The organism is Nocardioides ochotonae (assembly GCF_011420305.2).
Taxonomy (GTDB): Bacteria; Actinomycetota; Actinomycetes; order Propionibacteriales; family Nocardioidaceae; genus Nocardioides; species Nocardioides ochotonae.
Window position 1 is genome coordinate 3,241,503 of record NZ_CP061769.1, and the last position, 17,319, is coordinate 3,258,821.

Consider the following 17,319-nt stretch of genomic DNA (forward strand, 5'->3'; position numbering starts at 1 on the left):
TACCGTGGGAGACGTCCATGACGCGGAGCTGCGAACATCCCTCCGCGCGACCTCACCACACCGACGGGTTCCCACCCAGCGGGTGGGACCTGTCTGGTGACCGGCGGCCGACTGCGCCGCCTCGACCCCCGCTCTGGAGACATGCGCAACCGGACAGGAACAGCCATCCTCGGAGGCCTTGCGTCGGTCCTCCTCACCGCAACCCTCACCACCGCCGGCACCCCGACGACGCCGGACGAACCCGCCCGCAAGCCCGCGCGCTCGCAGGTGGCCAAGCACCGCGGCGGCAACTGGCAGTGCGTCGCGAAGGCTGACGGACGACGCGTCCGCCTCACCGGCGAGCAGGCCAGGACCGCCACCCTGATCGCCGCGACCGCCCGTCGACGCGGCCTGCCCACCGGCGCCGCCACGACGGCGCTCGCGACGGCGTACGACCAGTCGGGGATGCGCAACATCGGCCCGCACAGCGGACCCGGCCGCGGCGTGTTCCGCCAGTCCCCCGCCAAGGGCTGGGGCACCGCGCGGCAGCTGAGCGACCGCCGCTACGCCATCAACGCCTATTACGACGTGCTCTCCCGCGTCGACAAGCTGGGCGCCAGGTGGGTCACCGCCGCCCCCCGCAAGGTGAAGCGCGCCGACCTCCCGAAGGCTCCGGCCAAGCTGCGTGCCGACGCCCGGACGCTGTCGGCCTCGCTGCTGGGATCCGCCCGCGGGTCGTTCACCTGCACGGTCGGCAAGAAGTACCGCAAGGCGCCGAAGCGCCTCACCCCGGTCGGCCTGGTCCCCCGGGCCTACGCCCTGCTGGGGGACATCGAAGGGACCTTCGGCCCGCAGATGATCGGCGGCTTCGAGCCGGGCGGTGTGAACCACGGCCACATGAAGGGCTCCGCCCACTACGAGGGCCGCGCCGTCGACATCTTCTTCCGGCCCATCAACCCGGTCAGCAAGCTGCGCGGCTGGGCGATGGCGCACTACCTCGTCGCCCACAGCGAGCGGCTCGGCGTCCGCACCGTTATCTACGACGGCCGGATCTGGCAGGCCGAGGACTCCGAGGACGGCTGGGAGCGCTACACCCCGCAGTCCGACATCGGGGACCGCAAGATCCTCGAGCACCGCGACCACGTGCACGTCGACGTCTTCGAGTGACCCCCTAGCCGGCGGCCCCGAGCTGGAGGTCCAGCCACGCCACCCGCGCCCGGATCCACGCCTCCAGGGCATCCGCCTCGCCCTCCCAGGTGCCCCGGTAGATCATGTCGGTGGGGTCCTCGAAGAACTGCGGCTCCAGCGGCATGCCCGCACCGCCGGGCTTCGGGGCGAAGTTGCGCGCCGCGGCGTCGGCGAGGTGGGCGCGCTGGCGGGCGACGTACTCCGGCAGGGCGAGCAGCTCGGGGCGCGCCTCCCGCCAGCGCTCCCGGACCAGCCCGACGAACCGCTCGTCAGTGAGCATCCGGTTGATCCAGTGGCCCTCGGGCCCGGTCATCGGGGTCGGCGAGGTGCCCGGGTGGGGCTCCCGCGTCCAGGGCTCCTGGGTGAAGTTGCGGCCCAGGTACCAGCCGGTCGGGTCGTCGAGGTCCCAGGCCCGGCTGTTGCCGGCGGACCGGTCGAAGTCCCAAGGCGGACCCATGGCCAACCGGCCGCCGAGGTCGCGGTGGAGCCACACGCTCCCGGTGAACGCCGAGTCGACGTTCTTCACGATCTCGTTGAGCAGGTACCAGCCCGCGAAGCTGTCGAGGTCGACCAGGGAGCGGTAGCCCGTGCGGGGGTCGGTGAAGTCCGGGGAGTAGAGCGCGTCCTCGACCCCCTGGAGGTGGGCGCGCACCGACTCCACGAACGCGGGGGCCACGTCACCCGGCTCCTTGACGAAGACCTGCATGCCGCGGCTCGTGCGGAAGGACGGGTCGGTGTCGGCGTACTGGTCGGCCTCCAGCAGGTAGCCGCCGTCGGGCGCCGGCCGGTCCGGGTCGGCGGTCTCGATCTCGACGCGCCCCGGCTGGACCTCGATGCCCTCGGCGAGCTGGTAGACACCCCGGTAGGCGCCGTTGAGCCAGACCTCCACGTCGACGGTCCGCGCGGACCACGGCACGCCCAGACGCCGGCCGACCTCGAAGGCGAGGTCGTTGCGCATCAGCGACCGGTCGTAGAAGTTGGCGAGGAGCACCCAGTCCGTCGAGGCCGGCATGCCCAGCACGCTGCGGGCCCGGTCGAGCTTGATCTTGTAGGGCAGCTTGTCGACGATCCAGGCGGTGGTGTTGCCTCGGACCCGCAGCCGTGCCGACTCGGCGAGGACCTCGCGATCGTCCGGCGCGGCGCCGGCGTGGGTGAGGCGCAGGTCGGCGCGGACGTAGTCCTCATGGCTGGTGATGCCCGCACCGTCCTCGGTGACGATGTCCAGGCGCGGCGGGGCGGAGTCCACCACCAGCGCATACCCGGTACGCCGCTCGGCCGGCCGCCCCGGGCCGGTGGCCACGACCCGGAGGTCGTGCGTCCCGACCGGCAGCGTCACCTCGGGGAAGGCCAGCGCGGCCGCGGTGCCCTGGCGGACGCGTGCCACCTCGACCCAGCGGCCGTCGCGCCGGTGCTGCAGCGCGACCACCCGCCCGGCACGCGCCGGGCTGAGGGTCGCACTCGCGACCACGTCGGCGCGTCCGGTCGCCCGGGGCACCACGACGCGCGCAGGACCGTGGGCGGCGAGGCGCTGCGCCACAGGGGTCACCTTCCGGGCCGCGGACTGCCAGCGGGGGCGACCCGCGACCGGCGGCGCGACCAGTCGCAGGCGGATCGGAGTGCGCACCGCGCGTGCCATGGCCACGCGCCGGGCCTCGTCGCTGCGCGTCCGCGCCACCGTGACCCAGGCGCCTCCGCGGCGCTCCTCCAGGCGCACCTGCCGGCCGGCCGGGGCGGGCACCTGCCGCGACACCGTCACCCGCTCGCCGACGATCGGGGTGCGCGGCCGCACGTGGGGTGCCGGCGCGGTTCGCAGGACCGGGGCGCCCAGCTCGACCAGCGCGGCAGACGCCCGCCGCGGCGGGGGATCCCACGCGGAGACAGCGGTGGCCGCCGGCGCCGCGGGGGCCAGCAGGCCGAGGAGGATAAGGAACGAGACACGGACCGGCACGAGCTTCCCTTCGCAGACGCCGGCCCATCCTCGCCCGTGCGTCGAGGCGGCGTCCGGGGAACGCCGTACGGCCCACCCTTCGGGACGGGCCGCAGCCGCTCAGCCGCGCAGGCGCTCGACCGCGGCGGCGACCCGCTCGTCGGTGGCGGTGAAGGCCACCCGCACGTGCCGGCGCCCGGCGGCGCCGTAGAACGCACCGGGGGCGACCAGGATGCCGCGCTCGGCGAACCAGGACACGGTGTCCCAGCAGTCCTCGTCGCGGGTGGACCACAGGTAGAGCGACGCCTCGGAATGGTCGACGCGGAAGCCGGCGTCCTCCAGGCCCGCCCGCAGTACGCCGCGGCGCGCGGCGTACCGGGCGTGCTGCTCGAGGGCGTGCGCGTCGTCGTCGAGCGCCGCCTTCATCACGACCTGCTGAGGCTCGGGCATCTGCAGGCCGAGGTTCTTGCGCACCGCGAGCAGCTCGCCCACCAGGTCGCGGTCACCGGCGACGAACGCGCAGCGGTAGCCGGCCAGGTTGGAGCGCTTCGACAGCGAGTGCACCGCGAGGATGCCCTCGTGGGAGTCGCCGCAGACGTCCGGGTGGAGCACCGAGACCGGCTTCTCCCCCTCCCACGAGCACTCGATGTAGCACTCGTCGGAGACCAGGATCGTGCCGCGCTCGCGGCACCACTCGACCACCTTGCGCAGGTGGTCGACGCCGAGCACCCGGCCGCTGGGGTTGGACGGCGAGTTGATCCACATCAGCGCCGGCACCTGCGGGCCGAGCGCGGTCAGCGAGTCGGTCGCCATCGGCGTCGCCCCGCACAGCGCCGTGCCGACCTCGTAGGTCGGGTAGGCCAGCGCGGGGTGGACGATCAGGTCGCCGGGCCCGAGACCGAGGTGCCCGGGCAGCGAGGCGATCAGCTCCTTGGAGCCGATCAGCGGCAGGACCTGGTCCAGGCCCAGGCCGATGACCCCGTGCCGGCGCTCGAGCCAGTCGATCGCCGCCTGCCGCGTCGTGGCCCGCCCGATCGTGACCGGGTAGCCCGGGGAGTCCGCGGCGTCGCACAGCGCCTGCTGCGCGACCTTCGGGGTCGGGTCCACCGGGGTGCCGACGGAGAGGTCGACGATCCCGTCGGGATGCTGACGCGCCCGCTCCGCGTGGACCGTCAGGTGGTCCCAGGGGAAGTCGGGCAGCAGGCTGGAGACGCGGGTGCGCGACAAGCTCGAGCGCCGTTCTGGAGTCGTGGGGAGGATCAGTGGTCCTGGCTCTGGGGCGGGAGGGCCGCGACCAGGGGGTGGTCCTTGTCGATCTCGCCCATCTTCGCGGCGCCGCCGGGCGAGCCGAGGTCGTCGAAGAACTGCACGTTGGCGTCGTAGAAGCCCTTCTGGTCCTCCGGGACGTCGTCCTCGTAGAAGATCGCCTCGACCGGGCAGACCGGCTCACAGGCGCCGCAGTCGACGCACTCGTCGGGGTGGATGTAGAGCATCCGCTTACCCTCGTAGATGCAGTCGACCGGGCACTCGTCGACGCACGCGCGGTCCTTCAAGTCGACACACGGCTGGGAGATGACGTACGTCACCGGATCCTCCTGAGGGGTCGCGCCCGACGGGCGCGGACGAGTGGGCGATTGGAGAAAGCCTAGTATCCCGTGGTGCACGGAGCGCTGGAACCCCAGGATGCGAACAGAAATGTCGGACGATTGACCTCCCCATCGGCGGACGAACCGGTGGGCCAGCACCTGCTGGGGCCGCACGTCGTCGGCCAGCGGGTCGTCGTACGACGCCTGCTGCGCGGCGAGACCGGGCCGTCCGGCGGTCCCGCGATGACCGACCTGCTCGGGATCTGCACCGCGTGGGAGGACCGCACGTGCACGATCGCGCCCGAGGAGGGCGACCCCGTGGTGATCGCCCTGGCCGACATCGTGTCGGGCAAGCCGGTGCCGCCGCGCCCCTCGGTGCGCCAGCGGGTCGGGGTCCGCGAGGCCGAGGGCCACGCGCTCGCGCTCTGGCCCGACGTCGAGCAGGAGGCGCTCGGCGAGTGGGTGCTGCGCACGGTGGCCCAGCCGGTCGGGCGCCCGCTCAAGCGCGCCAACTCGTGCCTGGCGATGGGCGAGCCGGACCGCCCGCTGGCGGAGGCGGCCGACGCGGTCCTCTCCTTCTACCGCGAGCGCGGGCGCACGCCGCTGGCCCAGGTGGAGGCCGGCTCCCCCGCCGAGTCCTGGCTGCTCGCGCACGGCTGGACGGCGTACCCCAGCGGCGAGACGGCCTTCGAGCTGGCCTCCGTCGCACGCGTGCGCCGGGCCCGCCGCGCGATCGGCGGCACCCTGCCCGACGGCGCCCGGGCCACCCTCGAGGTGGACGGCCCCCGCGCCCTGGCGGAGGTACGCCGCGGCGACGAGCTGCTCGCGAGCGGCCGGGCCGGGCTCGACGGCGACTGGGTGGGCCTGCACTCCCTGCACGTCGAGGAGGCGCACCGCCGCCGTGGGCTGGCCGGGCTGGTGCTGGACGAGCTGCTGGAGCTGGCCGCCGAGCGCGGCGCGACCACCGCCTGGGTGCACGTGGAGACCGACAACGAGCCGGCGCGCGTGCTGTGGCGCGGCCTCGGCTTCGCCACCCACCACGTGGCGCGCTACCTCCAGGCCGACTAAAGGGTCGAGGCGGCCCGCCCCGAGCACGCCGGACACGCCGGGGCCGCCGTGCGAACGAAGCCCCCTTATCAAGACTTTGTTTGTATGGTTACCTCATGTTGAGCCACCACACCCAGCCCGTCACGGGCGCGACCCTGCCGACCAGCACGCTCGCCCACGTGGACGCGGCGGTGTGTCAGGAGCTCACCGTGCTCCAGGGCCGCGCCTGGTCGCCGCGCGCGACCATCAGCGTCGTCGAGATCAGCACCGACGGCGGCGCGACCTGGGAGGAGACCACGCTCACCGGCGACAACGACCCGTCCGAGGGCGTCGAGTGGGAGCACCCGTGGCGTCCCGGCGAGGCCGGCACCCACGTCGTGGTGCTGCGCACCAGCGACTCCGCGGGCAGCGTCGCGACCACCGAGCCCGGCATCCGGGTCACCGTGGCCCCGACGCGCCGGCTCGCCGGCTGACCCGACCTGTCCGGCTGCGGCCCGAGGCTCCCGCCTCGGGCCGCAGCCGCGCGCGTCAGGGCTTGCAGATGATCGTGTCCGAGGGGATGTAGGTGGTCGTCATCTTCTCGGTGCGCACGACCTTGTCGGACCCGGGGCGCTTGAAGATCCGCTCCACGTCCACGTCGAACCCGCTGTAGCCGGTGTTGGGCAGGCACTCCGGCCCGCTCAGCGTCTGGGTCTTCGGCGCGGTGGGGGCGTAGCGCTCGCTGGTGGTGGTCTCGATGTCCCACGTCTTGGTGGACCACATCTCCACGGTCACCACACCCTGCGAGCGGCCCGCGCTCGGCGTGACCTTCGCGTTGATCAGGACGCCGTGGTCGGTGTCGTTGCGGAAGCGCAGGTCGACGGCGCCCCACGCCACGGTGGCCTCGCGGCCCACCGGGTAGCGGTCGATGTAGACCGAGTGGGGCTTGTGCTCGACGTCCTCGAGGCCGGCGAAGAACGCCGCGTTGAACAGCGTCGTCGCCATCTGCGAGACCCCGCCGCCGAGGTCCTCCTTGAAGATGCCGTTGCTGATGATCGTGCCGGTGGTGAAGCCGTTCTCGACCGTGCGCTCGCCGACGGTGTCGTTGAGGGAGAAGGTCTCCCCCGGCTTCAGCACGGTGCCGTCGATGAGCTCGGCGGCCCGGCCGATGTTGACGTCGCGGTAGGTCGCAGGCGGGTAGTACGTCGTGAACGAGGAGACCTTCTCCTTGATGCCGAGCGCCTTGGCGTCCTCGGCGGTGAAGTCCGGCTCGTCGACGGCGGCGGCCACCGTCATGCTGCGCTTGCCCTCGGGGGCGGTGACCAGGCGCAGGAAGCCCCCGGTGACCTCGTCGGGGTCGTAGGTGACGCCCTTGCGGCCGGGCACCACCTTCGGGCGACCGTCGACCAGGCGCACGGTCGCGTCGACCGCGGCCCCCTCGTCGCCGATCTTGGCGTCGATGAGCTCGAGCAGCGCCTTCTCGTCCAGCTCCGGGACCAGGCGCCCCTTCTCGGCGCGTACGCCGAGCACGTCGGCGTACTCGTCGGGGCTGAGCTCGACCGAGGAGCCGCGGAAGTCCAGGGTGACCGGGCCGGAGAGCGCCGGGTTGGCGAACTCGTCGAGCGCGCGCTGCACCTCGGCCTCGTCGATGGCGGGGTCGGCGCCGCGGACCGGCAGCTCGGCGACCGGCTCCTCGCGCAGGTAGGCGGCGAGGATCTCCTCGCGGGCGGTGTCGGGGTCGATCGCGCGGCCCTTGCGGGGCTCGACGACGCGGACGCCGCCGTCCTCGAAGACCAGGCCGCCGTCGCGCGGGGGCGTGCCGACCTCGTCGGCGAGCTCGGTGAGCAGCGCGTCCATCCGGGCGTCGTCGACGTCGACCACCGCGTCGTGGTCCTCGCCTCCGACGAAGTAGTCCCACAGCCGCGAGGGCGACCAGCTGCGCTCGGCGCCGGTGGCGGCGACCGAGCTCTCGACGTCGACCTCCAGGCCGGCGTCGGCGGCGGTCACCTGCTCGACGCGCTTGCCGACCTTGACGCTCACCGCGCCCTTGATCCGGTCGGCCAGGGCGTCGTCGAGCACGCGCTCGGCCTCGGCACGGGTCTTGCCGCCGATCTCCACACCGGCGACGGTCGTGCCGCGGGGTACCTTGTCGCCGGCCAGGACGTAGAGGGCGCCGTAGCCCAGCGCCGCCAGCACGACCAGGCCGAGGACGACGAACGCGACGATGCGGCCGCCCGCCTTCTCTCGTCCAGGGGTAGTATCCGTTGCACTCACGGCCCACATCTTAGGTAGTGGGTGGAAGAGGAGTGCGCATCCGCGAGCGTCCTGGAAGGGTCGCCAGTGCGACCAAGGCCACGACCGCAGCGGTGATCAGCACGGCGTAGCCGGGGAGATCCCCTGCGATGACGTAATCACCCTCACTCCGCGGGACCGCGAGATATCCCACCATCACGACCCATCCGGTCGCCCAGGCGACCCGTCGGGTCCATCCGGACGGCAGCGCGGCCTCGGTCGCCAGGGTCGCGGCGAGCCCCAGCAGCAGTCCCCACCAGCGCCCGTGGACGGCCACGGTCGCCACCGCCGTCGCGGCGCCGAGCAGGAGCACCGGCACCGCGAGCAGGCCGGAGAGGAAGCGCCGCACGCTCAGTCGTCGAGCGCGAGACCGGCGAAGAGGTCGGTCTCCAGGCCGTCGGGGCCGACCTCGCCGAGCCGGCCCTTGGCGATGCGGTAGAACTCCTCGCCCCAGGCAGTCTGGCCGACGTTGTTGCTCAGCGCGAAGAACGGGCCGTCGGTGGTGATCTGGGTCGCGTGCGCCGCCAGCGCCGCCATCTTGCGCTCGACGTAGTCGGTGGCGTCGATGCGGGCCGCGAGCTGCTCGTCGGGGGTGACGAAGTGCGGCAGCGGGCCGTCGGGGTCCATGCCCTCGAAGCTGTTGTCGCCCGCCTCGCGCAGCGCGCGCAGCCCCGCGCGCATGCGGCTCTCCGACATCGCGCCCCAGTAGATCTTCGCGATGTCCCACGGCTCGCCCAGGTCGAGGCGGTAGGACGGGACGGCGGCGAGCGAGGCGGCGTACGTCGCGACGCGGTGGGCCTGGATGTGGTCGGGGTGGCCGTAGCCGCCGAACTGGTCGTAGGTCACCAGGACCTGCGGGCGCACCTCGCGGATGATCTCGACGAGCAGGTCGGCGGCCTCGGTGAGGTCGGCGCGCCAGAAGGCGTTGTCGTGGATCTCGTCGGCCGCCACGGCGTGGCCCTGCTCGTGCCACTTCATGCCGGAGTCGCGGAAGCGGCCGAAGCCGCCGAGGAACCGGTGGTCGGTGACCCCGAGCGCCTTCATCGCGTCCGCCAGCTCGCCGCGGCGGTGCTCGCCGAGGCGGTCGTCGCGGTCGGCACCGAGGTGCTCGAGCTCGGGCACCAGGATCTCGCCCATCTCACCGGCGGTGCAGGTCACGAGCGTGACGTGGCGGCCCTCGGCGACGTACTTGGCCATCGTGGCGCCGTTGCCGATCGACTCGTCGTCGGGGTGGGCGTGCACGAGCAGCAGACGCTGCGCGGAGGCCTGGGCCGGGAGGTCTGCGGTCATGCCCCGATCCTAGGGGGCGCCTCCCTCAGGGCCGCGGGCTCCTCAGTCCCCCTCGAGGGGCCGCTTGATGCGACGAGGCGCGGTCGGCAGGTCCAGGGGCGCCGCCGCGGGGTGCGGTGGCGCGACGTCCTCGCGGTCCAGCCAGCCGTCGTAGGCGTCCACGAGCAGGTCCAGCACGACCTCGGGGGCGTCGCTGACCACCGCCCACGGGTGGTCCTCATCGTCGTCCTCGCCGGCGAGGCGCTCGCGTCGCACCTCGGCGTCGTAGCCGTCGGCGCGCAGCCGGGCCTCGAGCGCCCGGGCGTCGTCCTCCTCGAACACGATGGCGCGCAGCCCGGTCGGCGCCGGCATCGCGCGCAGCACGACGGTGAGCTCGGCGAGGAAGGGGCGGTCCGGCTCGAGCCAGTCCACCGCGTCGGGGTGCGCCGGGTCGAGCTCCTCGGCGCCGAGCCAGCGCACCGCGTCGTGCTCGACGGGGTCCGGCTCGCCGCGGACCAGCCGCGCGGTGGCGACCCGCAGCTCGTGGGTGTCCCCGATCGGGGCCGCGCCGTGCAGCCAGCCGGTGACCTCGACGCCGCAGCCGAGCTCCTCGGCGATCTCGCGCTCGAGGGCGGCCGTGGGCCGCTCCCCCGGCTCGACCTTGCCGCCGGGCAGCTCCCAGCGCCCGGCGAGCGCGGGCGGTGCGGTGCGGCGGGTGGCCAGCACCCGGCCCGCGCGGACGATGGCCGCCGCGACGACCTGCTGCCTGGTCTCTGCGTCACTGCCGGTGCTCACGGACCCCGAGCCTAGTGGGCGTCCGGGCCCGTCCTCCGGCGTGGGCGTGGCGCTACGGTTCCTCGCATGAGCGCGCCCACGCAGCCCGGCTCGGTCCACCTGCGCCGCCGCGTGGAGGACCCGCAGGCGCGTGCCGCCCTCGCCGCCGAGCTGGGCGGCGCCGTCGGGCTGCCGGGAGTGCTCGCCGACCTGGACCGCCGGATGCGGCGCACCTGGGCGCCGGGGCGCGCCGTACGACGGGCACTGGCCTGGGAGCGCGGCGACGCCCGCGACCGCACCTGGTGGCCGCAGGGAATCTCCTCCTCCGCGGAGGCCGCACCGGACCCCGGCGTCGACACCGTCGAGGGCCGGCGGCTGCTGGTGACGACGTGGTACTCGAAGGCCGGTGCCGGGGCGCGCGTCAGCTTCGTCGACCTCGACCGGCTGCGCTACCGCCACGTGCTGCTGGTCCGCGCGGTCCTCGACGACACCGGGAGGGTGGCCGTCGAGCCGGTTCCGGTGCACGCCGGGGGGATCGTCTGGGACGGCCCGCGGCTGCACGTCGCGGCCACCCGGCGCGGCTTCCACACCTTCGACGTGCGCGACATCCTGCGGGTCCCGGACGCGCGCCGCGACCTCGGCACCCACGGGCACCGCTACCTGCTGCCGCTGCACTCCAGCCAGCGCGGCGGCGTGGACGGCGACGGTGAGCGGCTGCGCCACTCCTTCCTCTCCCTCGACCGCGAGGCCTCCCCTCCGCACCTGATCGTCGGCGAGTACGGCTCCGCGCGGCAGACCCGCCGCCTCGCCCGGTTCCTGCTCGACCCCGAGGGCGTCCCCGTGGTCGGCGACGACGGCCTGGCACGCGCCCACACCACCGACGAGGCGACGATGGTGCGCTCCCAGGGGGTCGCCGTCGCCCGCGGCCGCCACCACGTCACCGCCTCCCAGGGTCCGTGGACGCCCGGCACGGTGTACGTCGGCGAGCCCGGCGACTGGCGCGCGCACCGCTTCGCCGTACCGATGGGGCCGGAGGACCTCACGTGGTGGCCCTCCCGCGACGAGCTGTGGACGCTCACCGAGCATCCCGGCCGCCGCTGGCTGGTCGCGCTCGACCGGGCCTGGTTCGACCGCCACTGACGGGTCGGGGGTCGCGACCGCCCTGTTGTTGCGCGCCACCATTCGTGGTGAAAGAACCGGGCGCCGCATCAATGCGTGACTACTTTCGGGTACTGCGACGTTCTGCGTCGAGCCGGTCAGGGGGGCCGGCTCGAGATCGACGCACCGTGGGGGAACGAAAGGTACGTGGGCGCACTGAGCACCACAGAAGGAACGACCAGCAGACCAGCAGCACGACGGAGGGGCCGCCCGCAGCGTCTGCCCGACGACCCGAACCCTGTCGAGCGGGCCGAGATCGGCGTGAGCCAGCGGATCGGGTGGCTGCTGGCCACCTCCCGTCTCGCCGGGGACCAGGAGACCTGCGCGCGCGAGTCCTTCGTCGCCGCCCTGGCACAGCAGCACGGGATCCAGGTCGACCGCACCCGGATCAGCCGGTGGGAGTCCGGGCAGCACACGGCGCCCGAGCGGACCGTGCAGGCCTACGAGGCGCTGGTCGGCGCCGTGCCCGGCTCGTTCCTCGCCGTCACCCGCGGGCTGGCCCGCGCCTTCGGCGACGCCTCGCCCGCGCGACGCCTGCCCGGGCCGGAGCCGGCCGGCGACCTCGACCGGCTCTTCGAGGACGTCGACGCAGGTCGCGCGAGCGGCGCCCAGTGGCTCGGTCTCGCCGTCGAGCTGACCCACTACGAGCGGGTCTACCTGCACCCGAGCACCTGGCAGGCCGTGTGTCGCGCGCTGCTGCACGAGCTGGCCCGGGCGGTCGGCCCGGCGTACGTCGCGCGCTACGAGACCGCGACCATGCTGCTGCTCCAGCCGGAGTCGCAGCGCCACATGCTGCGGGCCCTGGGTGAGTACTGCACCGACCCGCACCTGCAGGTCGGTCACGGCGCGGTCAGCCTGCTCGCGCAGGTGCGCGGCGACCAGGCCAGCGACCTGCTGGTCCGACTGCACTACTCCGGGCACCCCACCTTGGGCCCGGTCACCTCGGGCGTCCTGGCCGCCAAGGCGAGTCGCCAGCAGTTCAGCGAGGACTACCGCGACGTCCTGGTCCGGGCCGCCATCCACGGGCTGCGCCGGGCGGAGGGGACGCCGCACGGCGTCAACGCCCTCGAGCTCGCCGCGCACCTGCCCGAGCCGGCGTTCGACGTGGTCCTGGGCGCGCTGCGCAGCGAGTCCGCGCGCACCTGGCTCGTGAAGAGCCGCGCGACCCGGGAGCTGGTGGCGCCGTCGGTCGCGCGGCAGGTCTCCCAGCGCATCGCCGACCGCGCCCAGTCCGCCGGCCCGCGCGCGCTGCGCGACGACCCCGACCCGATGCTGCGCCGGCTGGTCCGCGAGGGGCTGTTCCACCTCCTCAAGGTGCGCCGCCGCCATGCCGCACACCTGCTGGGCGCCAGCCCGTACTCACGCATCCTGGCGCCGCTGCTGCTCGACCTCGCCTGCGGACCCGACGAGTTCCTCGCCGACCGCGCGTGGTCGTTGCTGTCGAGCCTCGACTGCACCGAGGTGCGGGACCGGGTGCGCGTCGCCGCACTCGACCACCGACGCCCGTGGGTCCAGGGCCGGGCGCTCACCCAGCTGGGTCGCGACCGGCACCCGCTGAGCGACGACGACGCCACGACCGTGACCCGCCTGCTGGGCGCCCCGCGCGCCGACCTGCGCTATGCGGCGATGTTCGCGCTGGGGATGTCCGGCGCCGACCACGTGCTGCCGCTCACCACGCACGCCGACGAGACGGTCGCGGCCGCGGCCCGCTGGTGGTTGCGCACGGGTCCGGCGCTGCACGAGGCGCTCCCGGGCTGAGCAGGGGCGCGCTGCGCGCCTCAGCCGCGCGGTGCCCGGGCGAGCTGGCGGGACTGGGCGACCAGGCGGCCGGCGGAGTCCCAGACCTCGCAGTCCTCCTCGAACATCCCCCCGACCAGGGTCCGGGTCGCGTGACGCACCTTCAGCCAGCCCGGCGCCGGGGCCGCGCGCAGGTGCGCGGTGAGCTCGATCGTGGGCGCCCAGCCGGGGCGGCCGAGGTCGAAGGTCACCGGCGGCAGCGCGTCCACCGCGAGGAGCAGCGCCAGCGGGTCCGGCTCGCGGCCGGGCAGCCGGAACCAGGCGCTGATCACCCCGTCCCCGCTCGGGGCACCGACGGCCCAGCCGACCTGGTCGGGGTGGAAGAGCATCTCGAAGCGGTCCATCAGCGGGGCCACCCGTCGCAGGTCCGCAGGAGCCACGGCGCCGGACACGCACCGGTCGCGCGGCGGCAGCTCGGGCTCGACCGCCGTCGTCCACACCTCGCCCCCGCCCGGGAGCGCGCCGTACGTCGCGAGCACCTCGATGCGGGTGGTGCGGTCCTGGACCAGGCGCGCCGCGGCGGTCGCCAGGCTGCCGCCGTCGCGGCGTACGTCGACCTCGACGGTGGCCGGTCCCGGGACCGAGGCGGACAGGTAGTGGGCGCTGACGGCGAGCGGGTCGGGCTTGCCGGGCATCGCCTCGCGCAGCGCGGTCCCCACGGTCGCCAGCAGGTAGCCGCCGTTGAGCCCTCCCCCGACCTGCCAGCCGGCGGCGAGGTCGGCGGCCCAGACGCCCGGGCCGGCGGGCCGGACCGCGGTGTCGAGGTCGAACTCCGAGGGCGCGGTGGTCGTCATGCGCACAAAGTAACGAACGATGTCTCGACCCGGGGACGCCGACGGCCCCCGACCGCGCGATGCGCAGTGGGGGCCGTCGAGGGCATGCAGGGCCTCAGCGGGCGGCGGGAACCTCGCCCAGGCCGAGCGCCTCGGTGGTGTGCGCCATGATCTCGCGGGCGAGCTCGGGGTGCGCGCTCAGCTGGGTGCCGTAGGAGGGGATCATCTTCTCCAGCGCCGGGCGCCAGTCCTCGATCTTGTCGGGGAAGCAGCGCTCCATGATCTCGAGCATGATCGGCGTGGCCGTCGAGGCGCCCGGGGACGCCCCGAGCAGACCGGCGATCGAGCCGTCGGCGGCCGTGATGACCTCGGTGCCGAACTGGAGGACACCGCCCTTGCCCGGGACCTTCTTGATGACCTGGACGCGCTGGCCCGCGGTGATCTTCTCCCAGTCGTCGGCCTCGGCCTCGGGCACGAACTGGCGCAGCTCCTCGAGCTGGGACTTCTTGGTGGCCAGCACCTCCTTGATGAGGTACACGACCAGGCTGAGGTTGCGCAGACCGGCCTGGAGCATCGGCCACACGTTGTGGAAGCGCACCGAGCGGAACAGGTCGAAGAGCGAGCCGAACTTGAGGAAGCGCACGCTGAAGCCAGCGTACGGACCGAACATCACGCTCGGCTTGCCGTCGACGACGCGGGTGTCGAGGTGCGGCACCGACATCGGCGGGGCGCCGACGGCTGCCTTGCCGTAGACCTTCGCCTGGTGGCGCGCGACGATCTCGGGGTTGGTGGTGCGCCAGAACTCGCCGCTGACCGGGAAGCCGCCGAAGCCGCGGATCTCCTCGATGCCGGCGCGCTGGAGCAGGTTCAGGGCCTGGCCGCCCGCGCCGACGAAGACGAAGCGGGCGGTGGCCTCGAAGGTGCCGGAGCCGTCGCGGCGCTTGCCGCGCACCCGCCAGCCGCCGTCGTGGCGCTGGAGGCGGCGTACCTCGACGCCGGTGAACAGGTCGGCGGCGCCGCGGTCGCGCAGGCCACCGATGAGCTGGCGGGTCAGGGAGCCGAAGTCGACGTCGGTGCCGGCCAGCGAGCGGGTCGCGGCGACGGGCTCGTCACCGGTGCGACCGGCCATGAGGAGCGGCGCCCACTCCGCGATGACGGCCGGGTCCTCGGTGTACTCCATGCCCGCGAAGAGCGGCTGGTCGGCGAGGAGCTCGTAGCGGGTGCGGAGGTAGTCGACGTTCTTCTCGCCCCACACGAAGCTGAGGTGCGGCGTGGGATGCACGAACGACGTCGGGTCGGGGATCTGGCCGGACTCGACCAGGAACGCCCACATCTGGCGGGTCAGCTGGAACTGCTCGTTGACCGAGAGCGCCTTGCTGACGTCGACGGAGCCGTCGGGCAGCTGCGGGGAGTAGTTCAGCTCGCACAGGGCGGCGTGACCGGTGCCGGCGTTGTTCCAAGGGCCCGAGGACTCCTGGGCGAGCTCGTCGAGGCGCTCGACGATGCCGATCGTCCAGGTCGGCTCGACCTGGTTGATGAGCGTCGCGAACGTCGCGGACATGACGCCGCCTCCGACGAGCAGCACGTCGTAGGCGGGGATGCCGCCTGTCTGCTCAGTGGGAGCGGCGTTGGACTTGTCGACCTGAGTGGACACAGCGTTATCTCCTCGAAGAGCCGTGGCAGTTCGAGGGGTTCTGCCACGCGCGCGACCATTCAAGAAGGCGCCGTACACCCGGCGTTCAGGGGGTGGCTGGAGGGGGTTGCATTTGAGACCTGCACCACAGGGCGCCCGTCGCGGGCCTCGCCCTGCGGGGACGGCGGCGCCGACAGGCGGTACGGCGACGGCTCAGACGTCGACGGCGGCGGTGCGCCCGGCGGCACGTCCGGAGAACAGGCAGCCGCCCAGGAAGGTGCCCTCGAGGGCGTTGTAGCCCATCATCCCGCCGCCGCCGAAGCCGCTGACCTCCCCCGCGGCGTACAGGCCGGGGAACGGAGTGCCGTCGACGCGCAGGCAGCGGCCGCCGAGGTCGGTCTCCAGGCCGCCGAGGGTCTTGCGCGAGAGCACGTGCAGGCGCACCGCGATCAGCGGTCCGGCCTTCGGGTCCAGCATCTTGTGCGGCGTGGCGACCCGGATCAGCTTGTCGCCGAGGTAGCTGCGCGCGCCGCGCACCGCGGTGACCTGGGCGTCCTTGGTGTAGGCGTTGTCGATCTCGCGGTCGCGCTGCTCCACGAGCGTGCGCAGGGCGGTCTCCTCGACCATCCCCGAGCCGTCCGGGCCGGGCTCGAGGCGGTTCATGCCGGCCACCAGCTCGGTGAGCGTGTCGGCGACGACGAAGTCCTCGCCGTGCTGCTTGAACGCCTCCACCGGACCGGGCGCGCCCGGGCGGACCCGCTTGAGCAGCAGCCGGACGTCCTTGCCGGTGAGGTCGGGGTTCTGCTCGGAGCCGGAGAGCGCGAACTCCTTCTCGATGATCTTCTGGGTCAGCACGAACCAGGAGTGGTCGTGACCGGTGGTGCGCAGGTGGCGCAGCGTCCCGAGGGTGTCGAAGCCGGGGTAGCAGGGCGCGGGCAGGCGCCGGCCGGTGGCGTCGAGCCAGAGCGAGGAGGGCCCGGGCAGGATCCGGATGCCGTGGTTGTCCCACACCGGGGCGAAGTTGCGGATGCCCTCCACGTAGTGCCACATCCGGTCGGGGTTGATCACGGTGGCGCCGGCGTCCTGGGTGATCACCAGCATCCGCCCGTCGACGTGGGCGGGTACGCCGCTGACCATCCGGGCCGGAGGGGTCCCGAGCCGGGCGGGCCAGGCCTTGCGGACCAGGTCGTGGTTGCCGCCGATGCCGCCGCTGGTCACGACGACCGCCTGGGCGCGCACCTCGAAGTCGCCGACCTGGACCCGGCTGCTGGGCCGGCCGCGCTCCACGTCGCTGGGCTCCAGGACCGCGCCGTGCACGCCGACCGCGGCGCCGTCCTCGACCACGATGCCGTCCACCCGGTGGCGGAACAGCAACCGGATCCGCCCGGCCTCGGCGTGCGCGCGGACCCGGCGCTCGAACGGCTCGACCATGCCCGGGCCGGTGCCCCAGGTGATGTGGAAGCGCGGCACCGAGTTGCCGTGGCCCTCGGCGCGGCCGTCGCCGCGCTCGGCCCATCCGACGACCGGGAAGATCCGGTGGCCCATCTGGCGCAGCCAGGCGCGCTTCTCCCCCGCCGCGAAGTCGACGTAGGCCTCCGCCCAGGCGCGCGGCCAGCGGTCCTCCTCACGGTCGAACTGGGCGCTGCCCTGCCAGTCCTGCCAGGCCAGCTCGTGGGAGTCCCGCACGCGCATGCGGCGCTGCTCGGGGCTGTCGACGAGGAACAGCCCGCCGAGGCTCCACCACGCCTGGCCGCCGAGCGACTGCTCGGGCTCCTGGTCCAGCAGCACGACCTGGCGCCCGGCGTCGGCGGCCTCCGCGGCGGCCACGAGGCCGGCCAGGCCGGCTCCCACGACGACGACGTCGGTGCGGGTCAGGGTCGGGGTGCTCGGCTGTGGCTCCACGGCCGCGATCCTCGC

At 73.9% G+C, this 17,319-nt stretch carries 15 protein-coding genes; 5 read left to right on the top strand and 10 right to left on the bottom strand.

Annotated features, from left to right (window positions below):
* Positions 1-141 precede the first annotated feature (141 nt).
* Entirely contained in the window at positions 142-1,146 is a 1,005-nt protein-coding gene (locus tag HBO46_RS15690) for a hypothetical protein (RefSeq protein WP_166133358.1), read from the top strand.
* 4 nt (positions 1,147-1,150) lie between these two features.
* Here the strand turns inward: HBO46_RS15690 and HBO46_RS15695 are convergent, their stop codons facing one another.
* The 3 genes from HBO46_RS15695 to fdxA form a co-directional block, all read right to left on the bottom strand.
* A complete protein-coding gene (locus tag HBO46_RS15695) occupies positions 1,151-3,115 on the bottom strand; it encodes a CotH kinase family protein (RefSeq protein WP_166133360.1) in 1,965 nt (654 codons plus the stop codon).
* 99 nt (positions 3,116-3,214) lie between these two features.
* On the bottom strand, positions 3,215-4,321 hold the full coding sequence (gene dapC / locus HBO46_RS15700; RefSeq protein WP_166133362.1) for a succinyldiaminopimelate transaminase: 1,107 nt from the start codon (positions 4,319-4,321) through the stop codon (positions 3,215-3,217).
* A 32-nt stretch (positions 4,322-4,353) separates the two neighbouring features.
* Positions 4,354-4,680 carry a ferredoxin gene (gene fdxA, locus HBO46_RS15705; protein ID WP_166133363.1) on the bottom strand — a complete coding sequence of 109 codons (327 nt, stop codon included), beginning with the start codon at positions 4,678-4,680 and terminating at the stop codon, positions 4,354-4,356.
* Between the two features lie 147 nt (positions 4,681-4,827).
* On the opposite strand from fdxA, the gene HBO46_RS15710 reads away from it, so the two are divergent.
* Positions 4,828-5,748: a GNAT family N-acetyltransferase gene (locus tag HBO46_RS15710; RefSeq protein WP_166133365.1), complete on the top strand. Its 921-nt coding sequence runs from the start codon at positions 4,828-4,830 to the stop codon at positions 5,746-5,748.
* A 95-nt stretch (positions 5,749-5,843) separates the two neighbouring features.
* Positions 5,844-6,200 (top strand): molybdopterin-binding protein, encoded by a 357-nt coding sequence (locus tag HBO46_RS15715; protein ID WP_166133367.1) that lies wholly within the window; start codon positions 5,844-5,846, stop codon positions 6,198-6,200.
* 55 nt (positions 6,201-6,255) lie between these two features.
* Here HBO46_RS15715 and HBO46_RS15720 read toward each other — a convergent pair whose 3' ends face one another.
* The 4 genes from HBO46_RS15720 to HBO46_RS20610 are packed head-to-tail and all read right to left on the bottom strand — an operon-like array spanning position 6,256 to position 10,062.
* Entirely contained in the window at positions 6,256-7,980 is a 1,725-nt protein-coding gene (locus tag HBO46_RS15720; RefSeq protein ID WP_166133369.1) for a VanW family protein, read from the bottom strand.
* Between the two features lie 10 nt (positions 7,981-7,990).
* The gene (locus HBO46_RS15725; RefSeq protein ID WP_166133371.1) at positions 7,991-8,347 is read right to left on the bottom strand and encodes a DUF6113 family protein; all 357 of its coding nucleotides are present in this window, start codon (positions 8,345-8,347) and stop codon (positions 7,991-7,993) included.
* A 2-nt stretch (positions 8,348-8,349) separates the two neighbouring features.
* Positions 8,350-9,288 (bottom strand): N-acetyl-1-D-myo-inositol-2-amino-2-deoxy-alpha-D-glucopyranoside deacetylase, encoded by a 939-nt coding sequence (gene mshB, locus HBO46_RS15730; RefSeq protein WP_166133373.1) that lies wholly within the window; start codon positions 9,286-9,288, stop codon positions 8,350-8,352.
* A gap of 42 nt (positions 9,289-9,330) precedes the next feature.
* Complete coding sequence (locus HBO46_RS20610; protein WP_224769139.1) at positions 9,331-10,062, bottom strand: (deoxy)nucleoside triphosphate pyrophosphohydrolase; 732 nt, start codon at positions 10,060-10,062, stop codon at positions 9,331-9,333.
* 66 nt (positions 10,063-10,128) lie between these two features.
* Here HBO46_RS20610 and HBO46_RS20615 point away from each other — a divergent pair, with 66 nt between their 5' ends.
* Both HBO46_RS20615 and HBO46_RS15740 read left to right on the top strand, forming a co-directional pair.
* Positions 10,129-11,181: a hypothetical protein gene (locus tag HBO46_RS20615; protein WP_224769140.1), complete on the top strand. Its 1,053-nt coding sequence runs from the start codon at positions 10,129-10,131 to the stop codon at positions 11,179-11,181.
* 279 nt (positions 11,182-11,460) lie between these two features.
* Entirely contained in the window at positions 11,461-12,957 is a 1,497-nt protein-coding gene (locus tag HBO46_RS15740; protein WP_166133375.1) for a hypothetical protein, read from the top strand.
* A gap of 20 nt (positions 12,958-12,977) precedes the next feature.
* On the opposite strand, the gene HBO46_RS15745 is transcribed toward HBO46_RS15740, so the two are convergent.
* The 3 genes from HBO46_RS15745 to HBO46_RS15755 all read right to left on the bottom strand — a co-directional run bounded on the left by HBO46_RS15745 (position 12,978) and on the right by HBO46_RS15755 (position 17,304).
* The gene (locus HBO46_RS15745) at positions 12,978-13,790 is read right to left on the bottom strand and encodes a thioesterase family protein (RefSeq protein WP_166133377.1); all 813 of its coding nucleotides are present in this window, start codon (positions 13,788-13,790) and stop codon (positions 12,978-12,980) included.
* A gap of 94 nt (positions 13,791-13,884) precedes the next feature.
* Positions 13,885-15,423 carry a malate:quinone oxidoreductase gene (locus HBO46_RS15750; RefSeq protein WP_166133379.1) on the bottom strand — a complete coding sequence of 513 codons (1,539 nt, stop codon included), beginning with the start codon at positions 15,421-15,423 and terminating at the stop codon, positions 13,885-13,887.
* Positions 15,424-15,615: 192 nt separating this feature from the next.
* A complete protein-coding gene (locus tag HBO46_RS15755) occupies positions 15,616-17,304 on the bottom strand; it encodes an FAD-binding dehydrogenase (RefSeq protein ID WP_224769144.1) in 1,689 nt (562 codons plus the stop codon).
* Positions 17,305-17,319 lie beyond the last annotated feature (15 nt).